Origin of the sequence: Methylomonas lenta (assembly GCF_001644015.1) — a bacterium.
GTDB lineage: Bacteria > Pseudomonadota > Gammaproteobacteria > Methylococcales > Methylomonadaceae > Methylomonas > Methylomonas lenta.
The window spans coordinates 12883-30969 of sequence record NZ_LUUI01000011.1 but is presented as its reverse complement, the minus strand read 5'-3'; the positions used below and the strand labels follow the sequence as shown (position 1 = coordinate 30969).

Here is an 18087-nt window from a genome sequence, read left to right as displayed (position 1 = left end):
GAGTTCTTGATATTCGGGTATGGTTTCTTGTTTGAATTTTACGCGCAATAAGCGGCTTAACCAAATGGCAAAGGCGCGGCGAATCGGTTGGTAAGTCGCTGAATTGACCTTGTGCTGTAATAGCTGAATGTGTTCTCTCAGTTCGGCGGGTGTCGTGCATCGTTCCAACGCAATTAAATGTCCGACCAGATTATCCGGGTGCGCTTGGCAGTAGTCTTTGGGCGTGGCGCTTTCTTGCACTAAAAAATAGCTGAGCTGAGGTGTGTAAGCACGCAGGGTAGGATGAACTGACTCAATGAGCGTCGAAATGTCAACTGGACCACGCCAATCAGAGGCGCCGTTGTAAATAACGATGGGTAGAATCGGTGGCAGTTTGTCACCTTTCTTTAAGCCTTGTGAATGAATGATGTCCTGATAGAGTAGGCCCATGTATGTCATGATCCGATTAGCCATAAAGTAATCGTCGCTGGATTGAAATTCCAGCAATAGGTAAAGATAAAGCCAGCTATCTTTAAATTTCAGGCGCCAAATGGCATCGTCATGACGTTGGCGTAAATCGTCGGTGGCAAAGCTGGCTTTGACCGGCTCCAGGGTATTGAAATCTATGTTTTCCAGCCATTCGGGTTGTACAAACCCCGTAATGAGATCCTGTACCATGCGCGGGTGGCTAAAAAGTAGTTTATAGCCTGTGTCGTGCTGCATCGCTAACCGCTCCATATTCTGTTGAAGTGAAAGGAAATAAGGGTTCCGCGATTAAGGGGGGCAGAGTCCTTTATTCAGAATAAGTGGTAATAATCGTTTAAGTTATTTTGGTTTGTAGGTCAGAATAATCCGATAGGTGTTTCTGGCAATTTAAGCTTGCCGGAAACACTGTCGCTTATTCCGGCCCTTGGCTTTTTACAAGCCAAGCCAGTTTTCCAGATCTTTTATATCCGTAAAATCCAGCAAGGCATCTGCTAAATCCTCCAGCTTTTCAATTTCCATGCTTGGCAATTGTTGTAAAGCGGCTTCCAACGTAGGCTGCAGGCCAAATTTGCGTCGAAGTTGCCGAGTTAGCAAGGATATGCATTCTTTCTTTTCGCCAATTTTTTCGCCTTGTTGTAGGCCTTTTTGTAGACCTTGTTCTGTCCAGATTTTTACCATGCCCATGATGTCACCTTCTTTTGTTTGGTAATGCTGTTGGTATTCTAAGACTTCTTGCTCGGTCAAGTCGGCATAATAATCGATGAAGTCACTGTATTTACGGATTTTATTGGGGTCGGTTTCGTTACGGATCAAGCCCAGTTGCGCAGCCAGAAACAGTTGCAACCGGTTTTTGCGCGGATGGCGCATGTTGGGGAGGTTGATGCGGGCAACGATGTTATCACTGTCTTGGTAGGCTTCGGCGGACAGTTGTTTTAGGTCACAGATGAGGTAGCTAAAATTGAGGTAAGTGTATCGGTCGCTGCCTAGTGTTAAGGTTGTTGTTCGACGACCGCTGTTAAGAAAAATCACCACCGGTACTACCCGTTCGGTTTTCATGAGTTCAGCCATGTCCAGGCAATAATGCGCTAAACGATGTATCGAGAATGTGCTGCTTTTGGTTTCTTCTTCGAAAATGAACAGTAGGGCTGCGCGTTTGCCGTTGGGCCATTCGATGAGGAGTGGCGTATCTAGTTCACGAAAACGCTCACCCAGGCGTTCTTGCAGTTGTTCCTGTCGAACCGGAATGATGCGAGCCTGCGCCAAGTCGTCCGTCACTTCTTCGGGGGCGAAAAAGGCTAGCGATTGACGCGGGTAATCCAGTATCAGATTTTTAAAGTTTTGGTCGTGCACGGTTTATTTGCGTAAAAACTCAATGATGCGTTGGCATGCCTGACCGTCTCCATACGGGTTGTGCGCTTTGCACATGGTCTGGTAAACGTTTTGGTCGGTAAGGACTTTTTCAACGCCGTTGACGATTTTATCTTTGTCTGTGCCTACTAATAAAACAGTGCCTGCATCGACGGCTTCCGGTCTTTCTGTTACTTCGCGCATCACCAGTACCGGCTTACCTAACGAGGGGCCTTCTTCCTGGATGCCGCCGGAATCGGTCAGTATCAGGTCGCTATGGTCCATCATCCAGACAAAGGGGGCGTAATCCAGTGGATCGATCAGGTAGACGTTATTAAGGTTGGAAAGAATGTCATACACCGGTTTTTGCACATTGGGGTTGAGGTGTACCGGGTAAATTAAATCCCAATCCGGATGTGTTTCGGCCAATTGCCTGATGGCGTTGCACAAATCGATAAAACCTTGGCCGAAATTTTCCCGCCGGTGACCGGTTATCAGGATAAGTTTACGTTGTGGGTTAACGATGGTTTGATACAGTTCTGCACCAAACTTTTCCCGCCAGGCGCTTTCCGGTTGTTGGTTAACTTTGTCGCGGACGAACAATAAGGCGTCGATGACGGTGTTACCGGTAACGATAATGTTTTGTGCCGCTACGCCTTCGGCGAGTAGGTTGTTTTGGGCAGAGGCTGTGGGGGCAAAATGATAGTCGGTCAAGCGCCCGACCAGGGTGCGGTTGGCTTCTTCCGGAAATGGAGCTTTCAGGTTGCCGGTTCTTAGCCCGGCTTCGACATGGCCGATTTTAATACCTTGGTAAAATGCAGCTAATCCGGCAGCAAAGCAGGTGGTGGTGTCGCCATGTACTAAAACAATGTCGGGTTTGGCTTGCTGCAGTACGTCACGCAAGCCAAGTAGTACTTTGCTGGTGATGTCGTAAAGGTCCTGATTGGGGGCCATTAAGTCCAGGTCGTAATCGGGCTGAATCTCAAACAGGTTTAATACCTGATCCAGCATTTGCCGATGTTGGGCGGTAACGCACACGCGTGATTCTATGCCTTCGGCATTTTGTAGGGCGAGCACTACGGGGGCCATTTTAATGGCCTCCGGCCGGGTGCCGAAGACGGTTAATACTTTTAGTGTCATTGATATTCCTTGTGATTTTGGCGCATATCCTTGGATTCAGGTTAAGCGATAATGCCTCGGGTATCGATCAGGATTTTTTCTTTGAAGTCGACGGCTTTAAGGTTTTTGAAGGGTTTGTGATCAACCAGCAGCAGCACGATGTCGGCTTGTTCTATCACTTGTTGGTAGGGCAATAGGTTAAAGTCTTTGTGACTTTCCAGGTTGGGTTCGCAAACCAGTACTTGACCTATGTTCTCTGCCTGAATTTGTTTAACGATTTCCATGGAGGGCGATTCCCGCAAGTCGTCGACGTCGGCTTTAAATGCTAAACCCAGGCAACCAATCACAGGATTTTTAAATTTGTTTGCACTGGCTTTGACTTTGTCGATGACCCAGTGCGGCTTGGAGTCGTTGACTTCGCGGGCGGTACGAATTAGTCGGGCTTGTGCCGGTGCGCGAGCTACTATAAACCAGGGGTCAACGGCGATACAGTGTCCGCCTACGCCGGGACCAGGTTGCAGGATGTTGACGCGTGGGTGGCGGTTGGCCAGTTTGATCAAGTCCCAGACGTTGATGTTTTCTTTGTCGCAGATGAAGGATAACTCGTTGGCAAAGGCGATGTTAACGTCCCGAAAGGAGTTTTCGGTGAGTTTGCTCATTTCGGCGGTTCTAGCATCGGTTGCCAGTACTTCGCCGCGCACGAAGGTCTTGTAAAACTCGATGGTTTTTTCGGTGGAAATGGCGTTGATGCCGCCGACTATACGGTCGTTTTCGACTAACTCGGTGAGTATGCGTCCTGGTAGTACGCGTTCCGGGCAGTGTGATACAAAAACTTCGCTGCCGACTTTGTGACCGTGTTCGCGCAGTATTTTGGCGACGACTTCATCGGTGGTACCGACCGGGCTGGTCGATTCTAAAATCACGATGTTACCGGGTTTAACGTAGGGCGCTATTTTATGAGTGGCCGCTTCGACGTAAGACAAGTCGGGGATGTGGTCGTCTTTAAAGGGGGTCGGTACCGCCAGGATGAAAATATCAGCTTCTGCCGGCTCCAGGCCTGCGGTTAATTTGCCGGACTGCACGGCGGATTTGACCAGGATGTCCAGATCAGGTTCGACGATGTGTATTTTGCCTTGGTTGATGGTGTTAACCACATGCTCCGAGGTATCCACTCCAAAGACATCGTAACCTTTGGTTCCTAGTAGTGACGCTGTCGGCAGGCCGATATAACCTAAGCCAATAACGCAAATTTTTGTGTCTGCTAATTGCATAATTTCCCTGTTGCTGGTTGTTGTGTAAATCAGTTTTATATTGAAAAATTGTTTGATTAAATCAAAATCATGTTACAGCCAATCGTTTTTTGCCTCAGTCTCAAAAGACCTGAGTAGGTCGGGGTAATAGGTCCGTGGTAATGCTGTAACATTGCGGGTGAATCTGATGGGTGGTGATTAATGATAATCCGCTTGTATTGTCAATTAAGCTTATTGTAGTTTGAATTTTGTGCCGAGCGGTCAGGCTTTTTTGGCAGGCAGTATATCAAGAGTTGTTCAGTTTAATTGTGTGCTTGCTGGCGTGCGGCCATTTGTCGTATTTGTTATGGGGCTTCAAAAGATATGCATGGGTTGGGTCAATCTAACTTTGGTGCGGGATGGCATCCTGAAGCGCTTTTTGGTTTGGGACGCTGAAGCGTCCCCGACGGCGTTCCGGCGCAAAGCATGGGAAGCATACGCGGATGTTGATTTTGGCGAAATACTTATGGGTTTGATGCGTACGGGATTGACGCAACGATTTTGTTTTTGGCTAGATTTCTAGTCGAATTCATCTAAACTTGGACTTTAATGACTCTTACCCCTGTTTGGCAGGAATAACCATATGACTTTACGTATATTGCGGGGATTATTGATTCCCTTGCTGTTTAGTGCTTCTGTTTGGGCGGATACGCTGCAAATCAACCCCAATCATCCTGATCAATACACTGTGGTTAAAGGCGATACCTTGTGGGATATTTCCGCTAAATTTCTGCAGCATGCTTGGCAATGGCCGCAGCTTTGGGAGAAGAATCCGCAGATCAAGAATCCGCATTGGATTTATCCGGGCGATACGCTGTATTTTTCTTATGTAAATGGTGAGCCGCAGCTGAGCTTGACGCCGGGTTATGGAAATGGCTATGCGGAAGATGCTAATTTAGTGCCGCATATTCGGGAAAGTCCGCTTGATCAAGCGATTCCAATGATTCCCAGCGATGCGATTGCTCAGTTTTTGAGTTCGCCAAAAGTAGTGACCGCTGAAGAAATAGCCGAGGCACCTTATGTGCTGGAAATCGCAGATGAGCATTTGATCGCCGGTAATGGTGATCGGATTTACGTGCGGGCAATCGAGAATCCGGAAGGTTTGGGCTACACCATTTATCGCCAGGGCGATCCTTATGTGAGCCCGGAAACCAAAGAAGTGCTGGGCTATGAAGCAAAATATATTGCTGACACGCTGATCGAAACGCCAGGCGATCCGGCTACCTTGCGCATTATCAAAGTGGAAAGTGAGGTTCGCCGCGGTGATCGTTTGATGCGTAGCGTGGAAGGCGAGATGGCTTTGAATTATTTCCCCAGGCCGCCGGAACACCCGGTTAGCGGGAGTATTATTCGGGTGATGGGCGGGGTTTCTCAAATTGGTCAGTATGACATTGTGGTGATTGATAAGGGTAAAGCCGATGGCCTGGAAGTGGGGCATACCCTGGATATTTACAAAAAAGGTCGCGTTGTGACCGATAAAATCCAATCTGATCATGCCGTGCAGGTTAAGCTACCCGATGAGTTGGCCGGGGTTTTAATGGTTTTCCGTCCTTTCGAGCGGGTTAGTTACGCGCTGGTAATGAATGCTACCTCTGCTATCCATACGTTGGATACTGTGCAAACGCCTTGATGGGGCTAAACATTCAGGGGTTTCGGTGTCTGACGCCGGAACCCTTTTAATTCCTAACTTATTAGTTTTTTTTGACAAAAACGCTTAATCCTCATATCAAATTTTGGTTGGCGCTGGTGCGTGTGCCTGGTGTCGGACCTGTGGCTGTTCAGCGTTTGCTGAAGCATTTCTCGCCGGAACAAATCTTTCAGGCCTCTCGCGCTAGTTTAACTGCGGCTGGTTTTAGCGACAAACTAATCGAGGCCTTACAAAATCCGCCCTGGGAGTTGGTAGCGCAAGATTTGTTGTGGCTTGAACAGCCGGACAATTTTGTATTGACGCTTGAGGATGTTGATTACCCGGCGTCATTAAAAGAAATTTCCGATCCGCCGCCGGTTTTGTTTGTTAAGGGGTTGCTGGATTTGTTGCAACAGCCGCAAATGGCCATGGTAGGTAGTCGCAATCCATCGAGTGTGGGTGTCAAGATTGCGCTCGAGTTTGCTCAGGCTCTGGCGCAGGCCGGCTTTGTGATTACCAGTGGCATGGCCCTGGGTATCGATGCGGCAAGCCATCAGGGGGCTTTGAATGCCGGAGGTTATACCATTGCAGTGGCGGGTACCGGATTGGATCGGGTTTATCCGGCTTGTCACAAACAATTGGCGACGGATATTGTGGCCCAAGGCGCCTTGGTTTCCGAGTTTCCGCCGGGTACGACGGCTAAAGCCGGTCACTTTCCCAGGCGTAATCGCATTATCAGTGGATTGTGCCAGGGTTTGCTGGTAGTCGAAGCGGCTGCGCAAAGTGGTTCCTTAATTACGGCGCGAATGGCGCTGGAGCAAAATCGGGAAGTGTTTGCAATTCCAGGGTCAATTCATAACCCTTTGGCGCGTGGTTGCAACGCTTTAATCAGGCAGGGAGCAAAACTTGTCGAGACAGCCGAGGATATTTTTGAAGAATTAGGTCAGTATAATCAAGTATATAAGTCGATTGATGCACAAATAAATCAGACGGCGCTTGACCTGGAGCAACAAAATCTATTGAAATTGGTGCCGTACAGCCCGATAACGGTTGACAACTTGGTTCAGGAAAGTGGTTATTCAGTGGAAACTGTTTCGTCTATGCTGCTTGTTCTGGAACTACAAGGCTACATTGCCGCGGCCGCCGGCGGTAGCTATTACCGAATTCAATAAAGGCTCTAATGAAAGAAGATATTTTTGATGTACTCATTTATCTGTTTGAAAACTATCTGGATGGTGACAGTGATAACTATCCCGACACCGATATGATTGCCACTGAATTGCTGGATGCCGGTTTTCATCAGCCAGATGTCAGCAAAGCCTTCGATTGGTTGGAGTCTTTGGCCGAAGCCGATAGTATTTCTCTGACGGTGTCCTCGTCGTTCAGGATTTTTAGCAGTCAGGAAGTGGCTGTTTTTGATTTGGAATGTCGTGATTTCCTGATGTTTCTTGAGCATGCAGGTATCTTGACGCCGGCAAATCGTGAAATCGTGATTGATCGAGCGATGGCTTTGAAGGAAGAAGACATTACGCTGGATAAGCTAAAGTGGATTGTATTGATGGTATTGTTGAGCCAGCCAGGGGATAGTGCGGCTTTTTCCAGAATGGAAGATATCGTTTACGATCTGATACCTACTTCTTTACATTGATTTGTTACGGATAACATGAGCAAAAGTTTAGTTATTGTAGAGTCGCCGGCAAAATGCAAAACCATAGAGAAATATCTGGGTAAAGATTTTCAGGTGTTAGCTTCTTATGGTCATGTACGTGATCTGATTCCTAAGGAAGGTGCAGTCGATCCTGAGAACGACTTTGCCATGAAATACCAGATTATCGATCGCAATCAGCGTCATTTGCAGGAAATCAGCAAAGCATTAAAAAATGCCGACACCTTATATCTGGCGACTGACCCGGATAGAGAAGGGGAAGCTATATCGTGGCATGTCTTTGAGCATCTGAAAGAAAAGAAGCTGTTAAAAAATAAGCAGGTGCTGCGCGTGGTGTTTCATGAAATCACCAAAAAAGCGGTTACTGAGGCTATAGCGCATCCGAGCGAATTATCCCTGACCATGGTGAATGCCCAGCAGGCCAGGCGGGCGCTGGACTACCTGGTGGGTTTTAATTTATCGCCTTTGCTATGGAAAAAAATTCGCCGTGGTTTGTCTGCCGGTCGCGTGCAAAGTCCTGCTTTAAGGATGATCGTCGAACGAGAACTGGAGATTGAGGCGTTTAAAACGCGTGAGTATTGGTCCCATACCGCCGACGCCAGTGCGCAGGGCCAGCCTTTTAAAGCCAAGCTGACGCATTTTGAGGGCGAAAAGCTGACTCAGTTTAGTATCACCGATGAAACCCAGGCCAATAAGGTTAAACAAGTTTTGTTGGATGCGGCAGACGGCCAGTTAATTGTCGCCAAACTGGAGAAGAAGCAACGTACTAAAAATCCGGCACCGCCTTTTATCACGTCAACCCTGCAACAAGAGGCATCCCGTAAGCTGGGGTTTACCACCAAACGCACCATGATGGTGGCGCAGCAGTTGTATGAAGGTATCGATCTCGGTGGCGAAACCGTGGGTTTGATTTCTTATATGCGTACCGATTCGGTAAATCTTTCTGACGAAGCGCTGGCTGATCTTCGAGCTTTGATTGCCGAGAAATACGGGCAAGACAATGTGCCGAAAGAGCCGCGAAAATTTAAAACAAAATCCAAAAATGCTCAGGAAGCGCATGAAGCGATACGGCCAACCTCTGCCTATAGACTGCCGGAACAGGTTAAAGGTCGTCTGAGTATTGAACAATACAAGCTGTACGATTTGATCTGGAAACGTACCGTAGCCTGTCAGATGATCAATGCTACTTTGAATCTGGTGGCGGTGGATTTGAACTGTGGTAGCGATAAAAATGTTTTTCGCGCCACCGGTTCTACCGTTACCAATCCGGGTTTTATGATGGTCTATCTGGAAGGCGTCGACGATAGTAAAGAAGCGGCGGACGATCAGGATAGATTATTGCCGCCTATGGAAGAGGGGCGGCCAGTGATGTTGAATGACATTGCTGCCAATCAACACTTCACAGAGCCACCGCCACGATATGGCGAGGCTAGTTTAGTCAAGGCTTTGGAGGAGCATGGTATTGGCCGGCCTTCGACCTATGCGACTATCATCTCAACTCTGCAGAATCGCGAGTATGTCACCATAGACAGCAAGCGTTTTTATCCCACGGATGTAGGGCGCATAGTTAATAAGTTTTTAACCGAGCATTTTACCAAGTACGTCGATTACGATTTTACCGCCAACCTGGAAGACGAGTTGGATGCGGTGGCCCGCGGAGAAAAAGATTGGATTCCGCTGATGAACGATTTTTGGCGACCGTTTACCAAGCTGATCGGTGAGAAAGAGGAAAGTGTTCAGCGTAAGGATGTGACACAGGAAAGCATTGATGAGCAATGCCCCGAATGTGGTAGTCCGTTATCGATTCGATTAGGCCGAAATGGCCGTTTTATTGGTTGCACCAACTATCCTACCTGTTCTTATACGCGGAATTTAGGTGACGATAATGCCGCAGGTTCCGCCGAGCCGGAGGTAGTTGAGGGTAGGTTGTGCCCGAAATGCGCTTCGCCTATGGTGATAAAAGTCGGACGTTATGGCAAGTTTGTCGGCTGTAGCGCCTATCCAACTTGCAAGCATATTGAGCCGCTGGAAAAGCCGCAGGATACCGGTGTCGAATGTCCGCAATGCAAGAAAGGCTCGATACTCAAACGTAAAGCCCGTAGTGGCAAGATCTTTTATTCTTGCTCAGAATATCCTAAATGCGATTACGCTTTATGGGATGCGCCAATCAAAGAAAGTTGTCCGGATTGTCAGTGGCCGATTTTGACCTTGAAAACCACCAAACGGCGAGGAACCGAAAAGGTTTGCCCGCAAAAAGAGTGTAAGTATGCGACACCCTATGAGGGTGATCCTGATGATGTTAATGGGCCAAGCTAGGTACGGGTAGCTGGTTAACGCTGGGGATGTCGTGGCGATATTCGATGATGAGGTCTTGACCTGTTTTTAGTTGATGGCGGTCTACAAAGCCGGCATTGACTTCCAGCATGTATCCCGCGTCTTTGATTGATGTGTATATCGGGCAAGGCTCTTCAGTGCAGGGCGCTAGTTTGGGCAAGATGGATACAATCTTGCCATCGGCTGATAGAAACACTACGTCTAAGGAAAGCAGGGTGTTTTTCATCCATACACCGCGTACAGCTTCATCAGGATACACAAACAACATGCCTTGATTCTCTGCTAGTTGAGTTCTATGCATCAGACCCTTGGTGCGTAGCTCGGCAGTGTCGGCAATTTCTATTTCTATTGGTTCTTGTGCGCCAAAAGTAACGTTTCCCAATTTTACTTGATCGGCTGTGGCGGTTGAATATACGCATAGGATGCAGGTCAGTAAAGCTATGCGGGCGATAAATGTCGTCAGATAAAAATTCATAATTTGATGGTTATTGATGTTTAGCTGGGAAAATTAGCTTATTAGCGGCATTCATGCTGAAACTGGTTTATGATGCCTCCACAACAAGATTCAGCCCGAGATTTAAATGTTACGTCCCTTGATTGTTAATTTGATATTTTTCTTGCCTGTTTTAGCTTGGGCGGCACCGGCTTTAGAAGAGCCTCCTGCAGAGCCCGAATCGCCGGAGTTGCCGCCGCGCGTACAGTCCGGTGAGGAAATGGAGCCTGATATTACCATTATCCGTAAAGGTAAGGATACCATCCAGGAGTACCGCAGAAATGGTCGGCTTTATATGGTAAAGGTGCAGCCTCAAGTGGGGCCTGCTTACTATTTGCTGGATACCGATGGTGATGAAAAAATGGACGTAAAAAAGAACGATCTAGATAGAGGCAGCAACATCAATCAATGGTTATTATTTGAGTGGGATTAGTTTAAAAGTCATCGCATGATCGCTGTTGATCAAAACAGAGCGATATGAGTGTTGAGGTGATTTTTCAATAATTAGGAACGCGCACAAAAGCTTTAGCAAGGCATTCCTTCCTCCTTCGGGAAGCTGTCGTAAAAGGTAAAACAGTTCCTTCTCCCAACGGGAGAAGGTTAGGATGAGGGTATATAAATCGGATGCTTACATTATTATCCCCCTCACCCTCTCCCGCAAGGAGAGGGGGCTTTGCGACAGTCTTTTCGGGAGAGGGGCAGGTTGAGAGGGTTAAATGCCAAAGTTATTTGGTTTTCAATCCTTAATTAAGTAAGCAGGCTTTTAAATCACTGCCATTAAGTTAAGGAAGAACAATCCCTTCTCCCTCCGGGAGAAGGTTAGGATGAGGGGATTAAATAAAGCTTTTTTGCCTTATTATAAATCTCCTCTCCCCAACCCTCTCCAGCAGGAGAGGGAGCTTTTTCTTAACTTAATGGCATTGAGGCTTTTAAATCGCTACGCTTTAATTAACTCGCCGCTATGAGTTGAGCGAATTCATTCTCGGCTATCTTTAAATTTACTCGGTCACTTTTAATAGCCAACCACCCTCGGCGTCACATTTTCCTACCTTCGATTTAAGCTGTACAGAGATGCGGACGACAGAGTTTTTAATATCTTCCGGCAACTTGCCTTTGACTAAATAAAAGGTATCTTTATCCTCAATAGTTACGTCGATAGGCTGTTGTTTGATGCTGACGTGAATGTGTCCTGGACCATTGGTACCGGATGCAGCAAATGAAAATTCTGAGCCTGGCGCTACGCTGGTCATATGTTCGGGGTTGAAGCGACTCATTTTGGCTTTAATGCAGCTTACGTCACCCCCGCCGCTACCACCACCATGACCGCCATGTCCTCCAGTGGATTGAGCCCAGCTAATGTTGCAGAAGCTAAGCACAATTAGTGCGCTAATAATTTTTAAAGCCTGCACGGGGTTTCTCCTGATAGAATTTTTCTTAAAATAATGCTCGATTATATGTCTTGAATTAGTAACTTTAAAGCCTGTGTATTCTGGCTGTTATTGCAAATAAAGGCTATTGCCAGTGGGGTTAGAGCGAGCCATTGCTGCGCAAGTGTTGGTTATGGTTGATGTTTATGGCTAATTTGATTACATTGGCTTGGTGGTGATTGCAGGCCACTTTTACAATAATAAAAACAGGACTGGATTATGTTATTTCTAGCTAAATTGTTTGGTATTTTAACGTTGGTTTGGTTTTATTTTGCGGCTAAGAATCACAATGCGCCGGTGATTAATTGGTCTGTGATTGGGTTGATAGGCTATTGGTTGACATGGTGGTTAGCTAAGATGTTGTTGGTAGAGTCTTTGACGAGTATGGTGCCCAAACATTCTGTGATGGAGTTTTTATTGACTCAATTGCCCGTTGTTTGTGCAGTTGGGGTTTGCTATTTCATTAGAAAAAAATTGATTGCCAGTGTGGTATCAGATCAATAACGGTTTTATCCATGCCTAAAGTGGCTTTGGTTACTGGTGCCGCCAAGCGGTTGGGCGCGGCATGTGTACGGCTGTTGCATGTCTGTGGTTACAATGTGGTGCTGCACTATTACAGCTCTGAAATAGAAGCTAAGCAATTAGCTGATGAGTTAAATGCCATTCGATTGGATTCTGTGGCGCTAGTTAAAGCTGATTTGCTTGACTTGGCGCAGGTTCGGGCTTTAGTTGTCCAGGCTTGTCAGTCATGGGGCTATGTGGATGTTTTGGTGAATAATGCCTCGCTGTTTTATCCGGGCGCTATCGGTGAGGTTGAAGAAAGTGACTGGAACTGCTTGATGAATAGCAATCTTAAAGCACCGTTTTTCTTATCTCAGGGCTTGGCATTCACGTTGAAGCAGCGTCAAGGCTGCATCGTCAATATTGTCGATATTCATGCAGAAAAAAGCTTGCTGGGTTACCCGGTTTACAGTATTGCCAAGGCGGGCTTGGTGGCAATGACCAAGTCACTGGCAAAAGAATTAGCCCCTGATGTGCGCGTTAATGCAGTAGCACCTGGGGCTATTTTATGGCCGGATCATGAAGTCAGTGCGCTGCAAAAAGCTGAAATTTTGCAGAAGGTGGCGTTGCAGCGCTGCGGTGAAATCGACGACATTGCCAAGGCGGTGAAATTTTTGCTTGATGATGCAAGCTATATTACCGGGCATGTCTTGACGGTTGATGGCGGGAGAACGTTATATAGTTGAAAGCTGTATTTTGTTTTGTCGAAGGCCTGTTTTGTCAAATTTCTCCCACATTTGGCTATACGTTTGTCCGTTAATCGGATGTTTCTCCTGCGGGGCGATTTCTGCTAAAGGTTCAAGCACAAACGCATAACGTTCAATATCGTCACGCGGAATTTGCAGGCGACCATCGTTAATAATCTCGTTGCCATACAATATCAAATCCAAATCAAGGGTGCGGGCGGAGAATTTTTGTGATTCTCGCGTACGACCATGATCGAGCTCGATTTTTTTCAGTATTTTAGCGGCCTGTTTGGCGGCTAATTCTGAGTGAAAACTGACGACTAAATTGTAAAAATTATCGCCGGTAAAGCCAACGGCTTCGGATTCATAGATGCTGGAAACTTGTATGTCGCCAAATACTTTAGCCAGCTCTGTTAGGCTGGAGAGGATATTGATGTCCTTATCGATATTGCTGCCAATGCTGATATATCCGGTAGGCATGTTATTTTTGCCCTCGTTCGATAATGATGCCAACATCGCGAGCTCTACTAATGGCGCCTTTTTTATTCAGGGTGATTTTTACCCAAGGCGTGGGGAATTCGTTGAGTAGAATTTTGGAAATTTCTTCAATTAAAGTTTCAACCAGTAAATACTTGCTTGCTTCTACAAAATCGACCACGCGATCAGAAACGGCTTTATAATCAAGTGTGTAGCTGATATCGTCAGTAATTGCTGCTTTTTTAATATCAAAAGCCATTTCAATGTCGAGCACAATTTTTTGTTTGATTGTGCGCTCCCAGTCATAAATACCAATGACTGTTTCAATTTCAAGTCCGCCTAAAAAGATGATGTCCATGGATGCTTTCCGGTTATTATATTTATTTTATTAGTATCGGGTAAACGGCTCGAGTGTTCAAGTCTTGATGAGAGAGGTTGATTAAATGATGGAATGGTTGCTAGTGCCTTTGGCGTATTTAACCGGCTCTGTGTCTAGTGCAATTATTGTTTGTAGACTGATGGGCTTGGCCGATCCTCGCGCAAATGGTTCGGGTAATCCGGGTGCAACCAATGTAATGCGGCTGGGTGGTAAAAAAGCGGCGGCAATTACTTTGCTGGGTGATGCGTTAAAAGGTTTGATCCCGGTTCTGCTGGCTAAAATGCTGTTGGTTGATAGCTTGGTGTTGTCATTGGTGGTATTTGCAGCTTTTATCGGGCATTTGTATCCGGTGTTTTTTGGCTTTAAAGGCGGTAAAGGGGTGGCGACTTCGCTGGGGGTTGCGCTTGGGGTAAGCTGGGTTTTGGGAGTAGCTGTTTTTGCAACATGGTTTGCGGTATACAAAATCAGTAAAATATCATCCTTGTCTGCGCTGGTGGCGGCTACTTTAACCCCGCTTTATGTTTGGTTGATTGTGGGTGATGTTCATTTGTTGGTGGCGTTTGTTGTGATTTCACTGATTTTATTGTGGCGACACAAAAGCAATATCCAAAGATTACTGGCGGGTCAAGAAAGCTGATTTAAACCTCCAGCAGTTCGCTCATCGGCCAGCGTGGGCGAGCAAAAATTTCTAGAGATTGAGTTTGGCCGGCGTTTAATCGTTGGTAGCCGGCATAAGCAATCATGGCGCCGTTGTCGGTGCAAAACGCTGGGCGAGGAAAATAAATCTGCGCGGCTTGTTTTTGGCTCATTTGCAGGAGTTGTTTGCGAATTTCCTGATTTGCGCTGACGCCACCTGCCACCACCAGCGTGGTTAAGCCGGTTTGTTGCAATGCGCGCTTGCATTTAATGGCAAGTGTTTCTGCTACGGCTTGTTGAAAGGCAAAAGCAATGTCGGCTTTGTCCTGTTGTGTTTTAAGACTGTTGTTGAATGTGTTCAGTGCAAACGTTTTTAAGCCGCTGAAACTAAAATCCAAGCCAGGTCTATCTGTCATCGGGCGCGGGAATTTTAGCTGCGGATGTCCCTGCGAGGCTAATTTTGCCAATGCAGGGCCACCTGGATAATCAAGTCCTAGCAGTTTGGCGGTTTTGTCAAATGCTTCGCCGGCGGCATCATCCAGTGACTCGCCCAATAAGTGATACTGGCCTATATTTTTGACTTCTATCAGCATTGTGTGGCCGCCAGAAATCAATAGTGCGACAAATGGAAACTTCGGTGGATGGTCTTCCAGCATCGGCGCCAGTAAATGGCCTTCCATGTGATGAATGGCAATTGCCGGCACTCGCCAAGCCCATGCAAGGCTGCGCGCGGTAGTGGCACCTACTAGTAACGCCCCCATCAGGCCAGGTCCGGCGGTATAAGCAATGCCGTTAATATCGTTAGATGTTAAGTGGCTGTCCCTTAAAATTTGTCGGATAAGCGGGGTGAGTTTGCGGATATGGTCGCGTGAAGCTAGTTCCGGTACTACGCCACCATATTCATTGTGCATCTCGACTTGGCTATAGAGGTTATGGGAAATCAAGCCTTTGTCGGCATGGTAAATGGCGACCGCAGTTTCGTCACAAGAAGTTTCTATGCCTAAAACGTACATTAATTTTTTGTATAAAAGTAATTTGTGGGTATAATCGGTCGGTTTTACAGGGCTGGGTTTTTGCCTGTAGCTTTTTTGAAATACTAACACAATTCGGATTTTTGATAATGCCATCAGTAAAAGTTAAAGAAAACGAACATTTCGATATCGCTATTCGCCGTTTCAAACGTGCTTGTGAAAAAGCAGGTGTTTTGGCGGAAGTGCGTCGTCGTGAATTTTATGAAAAACCAACCACCGAGCGTAAGCGTAAAGGTGCAGCTGCGGTTAAGCGCCATTTGAAAAAATTGGCACGTGAACGTTATGCGTTGAAAAACCTGCGTCGTGGCCGTCCACAGACTTAAGGTTTTACTATGGATTTGTTAAAGGAGCGTATCAGGGAAGATATGAAGGCCTCAATGAAGAGCGGTGATAAAGCCAGATTAGGCGTAATTCGCATGATTATGGCTGCTATCAAGCAAATTGAGGTGGATGAGCGTGTAGAGTTGGGTGATGATCGAGTGCTGATTGTGCTGGATAAAATGCTCAAACAACGCCGCGAATCAATCAAGCAGTTTCGCGATGCTAACCGTATTGATTTGGTGGAAATCGAGGAAGCCGAGGTTTTGGTGATCCAGGATTTCCTGCCGCAAGCTTTAACTGAAGCGGAGATTGACGATATGGTGGCTAAAGCCATTGCTGATGTCGGTGCTGCTTCGATTAAAGACATGGGGCGTGTCATGGCTATCCTCAAGCCCCAAATGCAAGGCCGCGCGGATATGGCTGTGGTCAGTCTCAGAATCAAGGCTGGGTTTCCAGCGTAATTCCCCTTGCTGTCGTCGGTAATATGTCCGGCAGAATCCCCAGGCAGTTCATAGATGATCTATTGGTGCGGGTCGACATTGTTGATCTGATTGATTCGCACGTTCCGCTTAAAAAAAAAGGCAATGAGTTTGCTGCTTGCTGCCCATTTCATAACGAAAAAACACCCAGTTTCAATGTAAATCGCCAGAAACAGGTCTATTTGTGTCGAGGCTGTGGGGAGAGCGGAAATGCTATCAGTTTTTTGATGGCATTTAACAATCTTAATTTTGTCGAGGCTGTAGAGGATCTGGCTGCTTTTGTTGGCATTGATGTGCCAAGAGAAGCCGGTGGCGAATATGCGGTCATTGATAAGGAAGATTCTGCTCGGCTCTATAAAATATTGGAGTTGGTGGCTGATTTTTATGCGGAGCAATTGCGCGGTGCCGATGGAAAAAATGCTGTTGAATACCTGAAGGCGCGCGGGGTTAGTGGTGAAGTGGCGAGGGTTTTTAGTTTGGGGTATGCGCCGCAAGCTTGGGATGCCTTGATTAGTCGTTTCGATCGAGCTGCCTTGATTGATGCGGGTATGTTGGTTGTCAAGGATGATGGCAAAGTTTACGATCGGTTTCGCGGGCGTCTGATGTTCCCGATTCGAGATAAGCGTAAACGCGTAATCGGGTTTGGTGGGCGGGTGCTGGATGATGGCTTGCCAAAATATCTAAATTCCCCTGAAACGCCAGTCTTTTCCAAAAGTAAAGAGTTGTATGGGTTATGCGAGCTTTTGGAAAGGAAGTCGCGTCCGGATCGGATTTTGGTTGTGGAAGGCTATATGGATGTTATCGCACTGGCGCAGTATGGTATTGATAATGCCGTGGCGACGCTGGGCACCGCAACTTCGAAAACGCAAATCGATTTGTTATTTCGTTTTGCGGCCGAGTTGGTGTTTTGTTTTGATGGCGATAATGCGGGGCGCCAAGCTGCCTGGAAGGGTGTGGATGCGGCTTTGCCATGTTTGCGAGATGGTCGGCAGATCAAGATTATGTTGTTACCGCAAGGCGAGGATCCTGACTCTCTGGTGAGAGCGGTGGGCATTGAGGGGTTTCGGGAACGCATTGAAAGCGCTCAGGTCTTATCGGATTATTTTTTTGAATTTTTGGCGGGTCAGCTTGATTTGTCGACCATAGAGGGGCAGTCGCAGTTAATGGTCACGGCTAAGCCGCAGTTGGAAAAGATTCCTCAGTGTTTTTTTAAAGACATGATGTGGCGCCGCCTTAATGATCTGACCGGCTCTCGGCAGCTAGATGTTCCGAAAAATAAGACTACACTTAGTCGGCGAGTGACAGAGAAAGCTTCTAAGGCTTTACAGCAAAGACCTTCGTTGGTGCGGAGGGTTTTGGCTTTATTGATTCAATATCCGAAGTTGGAGTCGCTGAGTTTGCAAAAAAATTTGAGCATGGAAGGCTTGAGTTTTGCCGGGAAGGAATTATTAATTCAAGTTTTAGAAAGAATTGCGCTTGAAAAACCGGAAAATAGCGCAATCTTATTGGAAGCCTATCGTGATTCACCTCACGAAAAAACAGTGAGAGCGCTGGCTGGATTGGAGCTTGATGTGCCGATAGGTGGCGAAATGGCCGAGTTTTCCGGGGCGATGGCGCAGTTGCTTCGCCAAGCCAGGCAAGAAAGATTAAGCGAATTATTGGCTAAGGAAGGTCGAGAGGGCTTAAGTATTGAAGAAAAGCAGGTGTTACGCGAATGGTTAAAACAGCGCGTGTAGGTGGTCAAATCACT

General features: G+C 46.9%; 21 protein-coding genes. 12 read left to right on the top strand and 9 right to left on the bottom strand.

Translation table 11 applies throughout. The features are described 5' to 3' along the window. From A1359_RS00790 to wecC, 4 genes are all read right to left on the bottom strand, one after another. A partial coding sequence (locus tag A1359_RS00790) for an Rpn family recombination-promoting nuclease/putative transposase (protein WP_232322064.1) occupies positions 1 to 702 on the bottom strand: 702 nt, incomplete at its 3' end. Between the two features lie 195 nt (positions 703 to 897). Then, positions 898 to 1815 (bottom strand): DUF4351 domain-containing protein, encoded by a 918-nt coding sequence (locus tag A1359_RS00785; protein WP_066976546.1) that lies wholly within the window; start codon positions 1813 to 1815, stop codon positions 898 to 900. Positions 1816 to 1818: 3 nt separating this feature from the next. Continuing rightward, positions 1819 to 2952, bottom strand: coding sequence for a non-hydrolyzing UDP-N-acetylglucosamine 2-epimerase (gene wecB / locus A1359_RS00780; RefSeq protein ID WP_066976544.1), 1134 nt, complete (start codon positions 2950 to 2952; stop codon positions 1819 to 1821). Between the two features lie 41 nt (positions 2953 to 2993). Further along, positions 2994 to 4202, bottom strand: a complete 1209-nt coding sequence (wecC, locus tag A1359_RS00775) for a UDP-N-acetyl-D-mannosamine dehydrogenase (protein WP_066976539.1) — start codon at positions 4200 to 4202, stop codon at positions 2994 to 2996. A gap of 220 nt (positions 4203 to 4422) precedes the next feature. Between wecC and A1359_RS00770 the strand changes: the two genes are divergently transcribed. The 5 genes from A1359_RS00770 to topA all read left to right on the top strand — a co-directional run bounded on the left by A1359_RS00770 (position 4423) and on the right by topA (position 9829). Continuing rightward, a complete protein-coding gene (locus A1359_RS00770) occupies positions 4423 to 4743 on the top strand; it encodes a hypothetical protein (RefSeq protein WP_066976537.1) in 321 nt (106 codons plus the stop codon). Positions 4744 to 4803: 60 nt separating this feature from the next. Next, a complete protein-coding gene (locus tag A1359_RS00765; protein ID WP_066976535.1) occupies positions 4804 to 5850 on the top strand; it encodes a LysM peptidoglycan-binding domain-containing protein in 1047 nt (348 codons plus the stop codon). Between the two features lie 71 nt (positions 5851 to 5921). Then, positions 5922 to 7019 carry a DNA-processing protein DprA gene (gene dprA / locus A1359_RS00760; protein ID WP_157200419.1) on the top strand — a complete coding sequence of 366 codons (1098 nt, stop codon included), beginning with the start codon at positions 5922 to 5924 and terminating at the stop codon, positions 7017 to 7019. A gap of 8 nt (positions 7020 to 7027) precedes the next feature. Next, positions 7028 to 7495, top strand: coding sequence for a DUF494 family protein (locus A1359_RS00755; protein WP_066976532.1), 468 nt, complete (start codon positions 7028 to 7030; stop codon positions 7493 to 7495). Between the two features lie 15 nt (positions 7496 to 7510). Next, complete coding sequence (topA, locus tag A1359_RS00750) at positions 7511 to 9829, top strand: type I DNA topoisomerase (protein ID WP_066976529.1); 2319 nt, start codon at positions 7511 to 7513, stop codon at positions 9827 to 9829. Here topA and A1359_RS00745 read toward each other — a convergent pair. Then, positions 9813 to 10322, bottom strand: a complete 510-nt coding sequence (locus A1359_RS00745; protein ID WP_066976528.1) for a DUF192 domain-containing protein — start codon at positions 10320 to 10322, stop codon at positions 9813 to 9815. The two genes, topA and A1359_RS00745, sit on opposite strands and share 17 nt — an antisense overlap. A 106-nt stretch (positions 10323 to 10428) precedes the next feature. Here A1359_RS00745 and A1359_RS00740 point away from each other — a divergent pair, with 106 nt between their 5' ends. Beyond that, positions 10429 to 10773 (top strand): DUF2782 domain-containing protein, encoded by a 345-nt coding sequence (locus tag A1359_RS00740; RefSeq protein ID WP_066976522.1) that lies wholly within the window; start codon positions 10429 to 10431, stop codon positions 10771 to 10773. Between the two features lie 565 nt (positions 10774 to 11338). Here A1359_RS00740 and A1359_RS00735 read toward each other — a convergent pair. Continuing rightward, positions 11339 to 11749 (bottom strand): hypothetical protein, encoded by a 411-nt coding sequence (locus A1359_RS00735; RefSeq protein WP_066976519.1) that lies wholly within the window; start codon positions 11747 to 11749, stop codon positions 11339 to 11341. A gap of 237 nt (positions 11750 to 11986) precedes the next feature. Here A1359_RS00735 and A1359_RS00730 point away from each other — a divergent pair, with 237 nt between their 5' ends. After that, positions 11987 to 12271 (top strand): hypothetical protein, encoded by a 285-nt coding sequence (locus A1359_RS00730; RefSeq protein ID WP_066976516.1) that lies wholly within the window; start codon positions 11987 to 11989, stop codon positions 12269 to 12271. 11 nt (positions 12272 to 12282) lie between these two features. After that, positions 12283 to 13014 carry a pteridine reductase gene (locus A1359_RS00725; protein WP_083960427.1) on the top strand — a complete coding sequence of 244 codons (732 nt, stop codon included), beginning with the start codon at positions 12283 to 12285 and terminating at the stop codon, positions 13012 to 13014. Here the strand turns inward: A1359_RS00725 and folK are convergent. Beyond that, complete coding sequence (gene folK / locus A1359_RS00720; protein WP_066976510.1) at positions 13003 to 13494, bottom strand: 2-amino-4-hydroxy-6-hydroxymethyldihydropteridine diphosphokinase; 492 nt, start codon at positions 13492 to 13494, stop codon at positions 13003 to 13005. The two genes, A1359_RS00725 and folK, sit on opposite strands and share 12 nt — an antisense overlap. Position 13495: 1 nt before the next feature. Continuing rightward, on the bottom strand, positions 13496 to 13849 hold the full coding sequence (gene folB / locus A1359_RS00715; protein ID WP_066976509.1) for a dihydroneopterin aldolase: 354 nt from the start codon (positions 13847 to 13849) through the stop codon (positions 13496 to 13498). A gap of 85 nt (positions 13850 to 13934) precedes the next feature. On the opposite strand from folB, the gene plsY reads away from it, so the two are divergent. Then, entirely contained in the window at positions 13935 to 14507 is a 573-nt protein-coding gene (gene plsY, locus A1359_RS00710) for a glycerol-3-phosphate 1-O-acyltransferase PlsY (RefSeq protein ID WP_066976507.1), read from the top strand. Position 14508: 1 nt separating this feature from the next. On the opposite strand, the gene tsaD is transcribed toward plsY, so the two are convergent. Then, complete coding sequence (tsaD, locus tag A1359_RS00705) at positions 14509 to 15519, bottom strand: tRNA (adenosine(37)-N6)-threonylcarbamoyltransferase complex transferase subunit TsaD (protein WP_066976554.1); 1011 nt, start codon at positions 15517 to 15519, stop codon at positions 14509 to 14511. Between the two features lie 107 nt (positions 15520 to 15626). On the opposite strand from tsaD, the gene rpsU reads away from it, so the two are divergent. The 3 genes from rpsU to dnaG are packed head-to-tail and all read left to right on the top strand — an operon-like array spanning position 15627 to position 18073. After that, entirely contained in the window at positions 15627 to 15860 is a 234-nt protein-coding gene (rpsU, locus tag A1359_RS00700) for a 30S ribosomal protein S21 (protein WP_013817466.1), read from the top strand. Between the two features lie 9 nt (positions 15861 to 15869). After that, complete coding sequence (locus A1359_RS00695) at positions 15870 to 16319, top strand: GatB/YqeY domain-containing protein (protein WP_066976505.1); 450 nt, start codon at positions 15870 to 15872, stop codon at positions 16317 to 16319. A gap of 23 nt (positions 16320 to 16342) precedes the next feature. Next, on the top strand, positions 16343 to 18073 hold the full coding sequence (gene dnaG / locus A1359_RS00690; RefSeq protein WP_066976503.1) for a DNA primase: 1731 nt from the start codon (positions 16343 to 16345) through the stop codon (positions 18071 to 18073). Positions 18074 to 18087 lie beyond the last annotated feature (14 nt).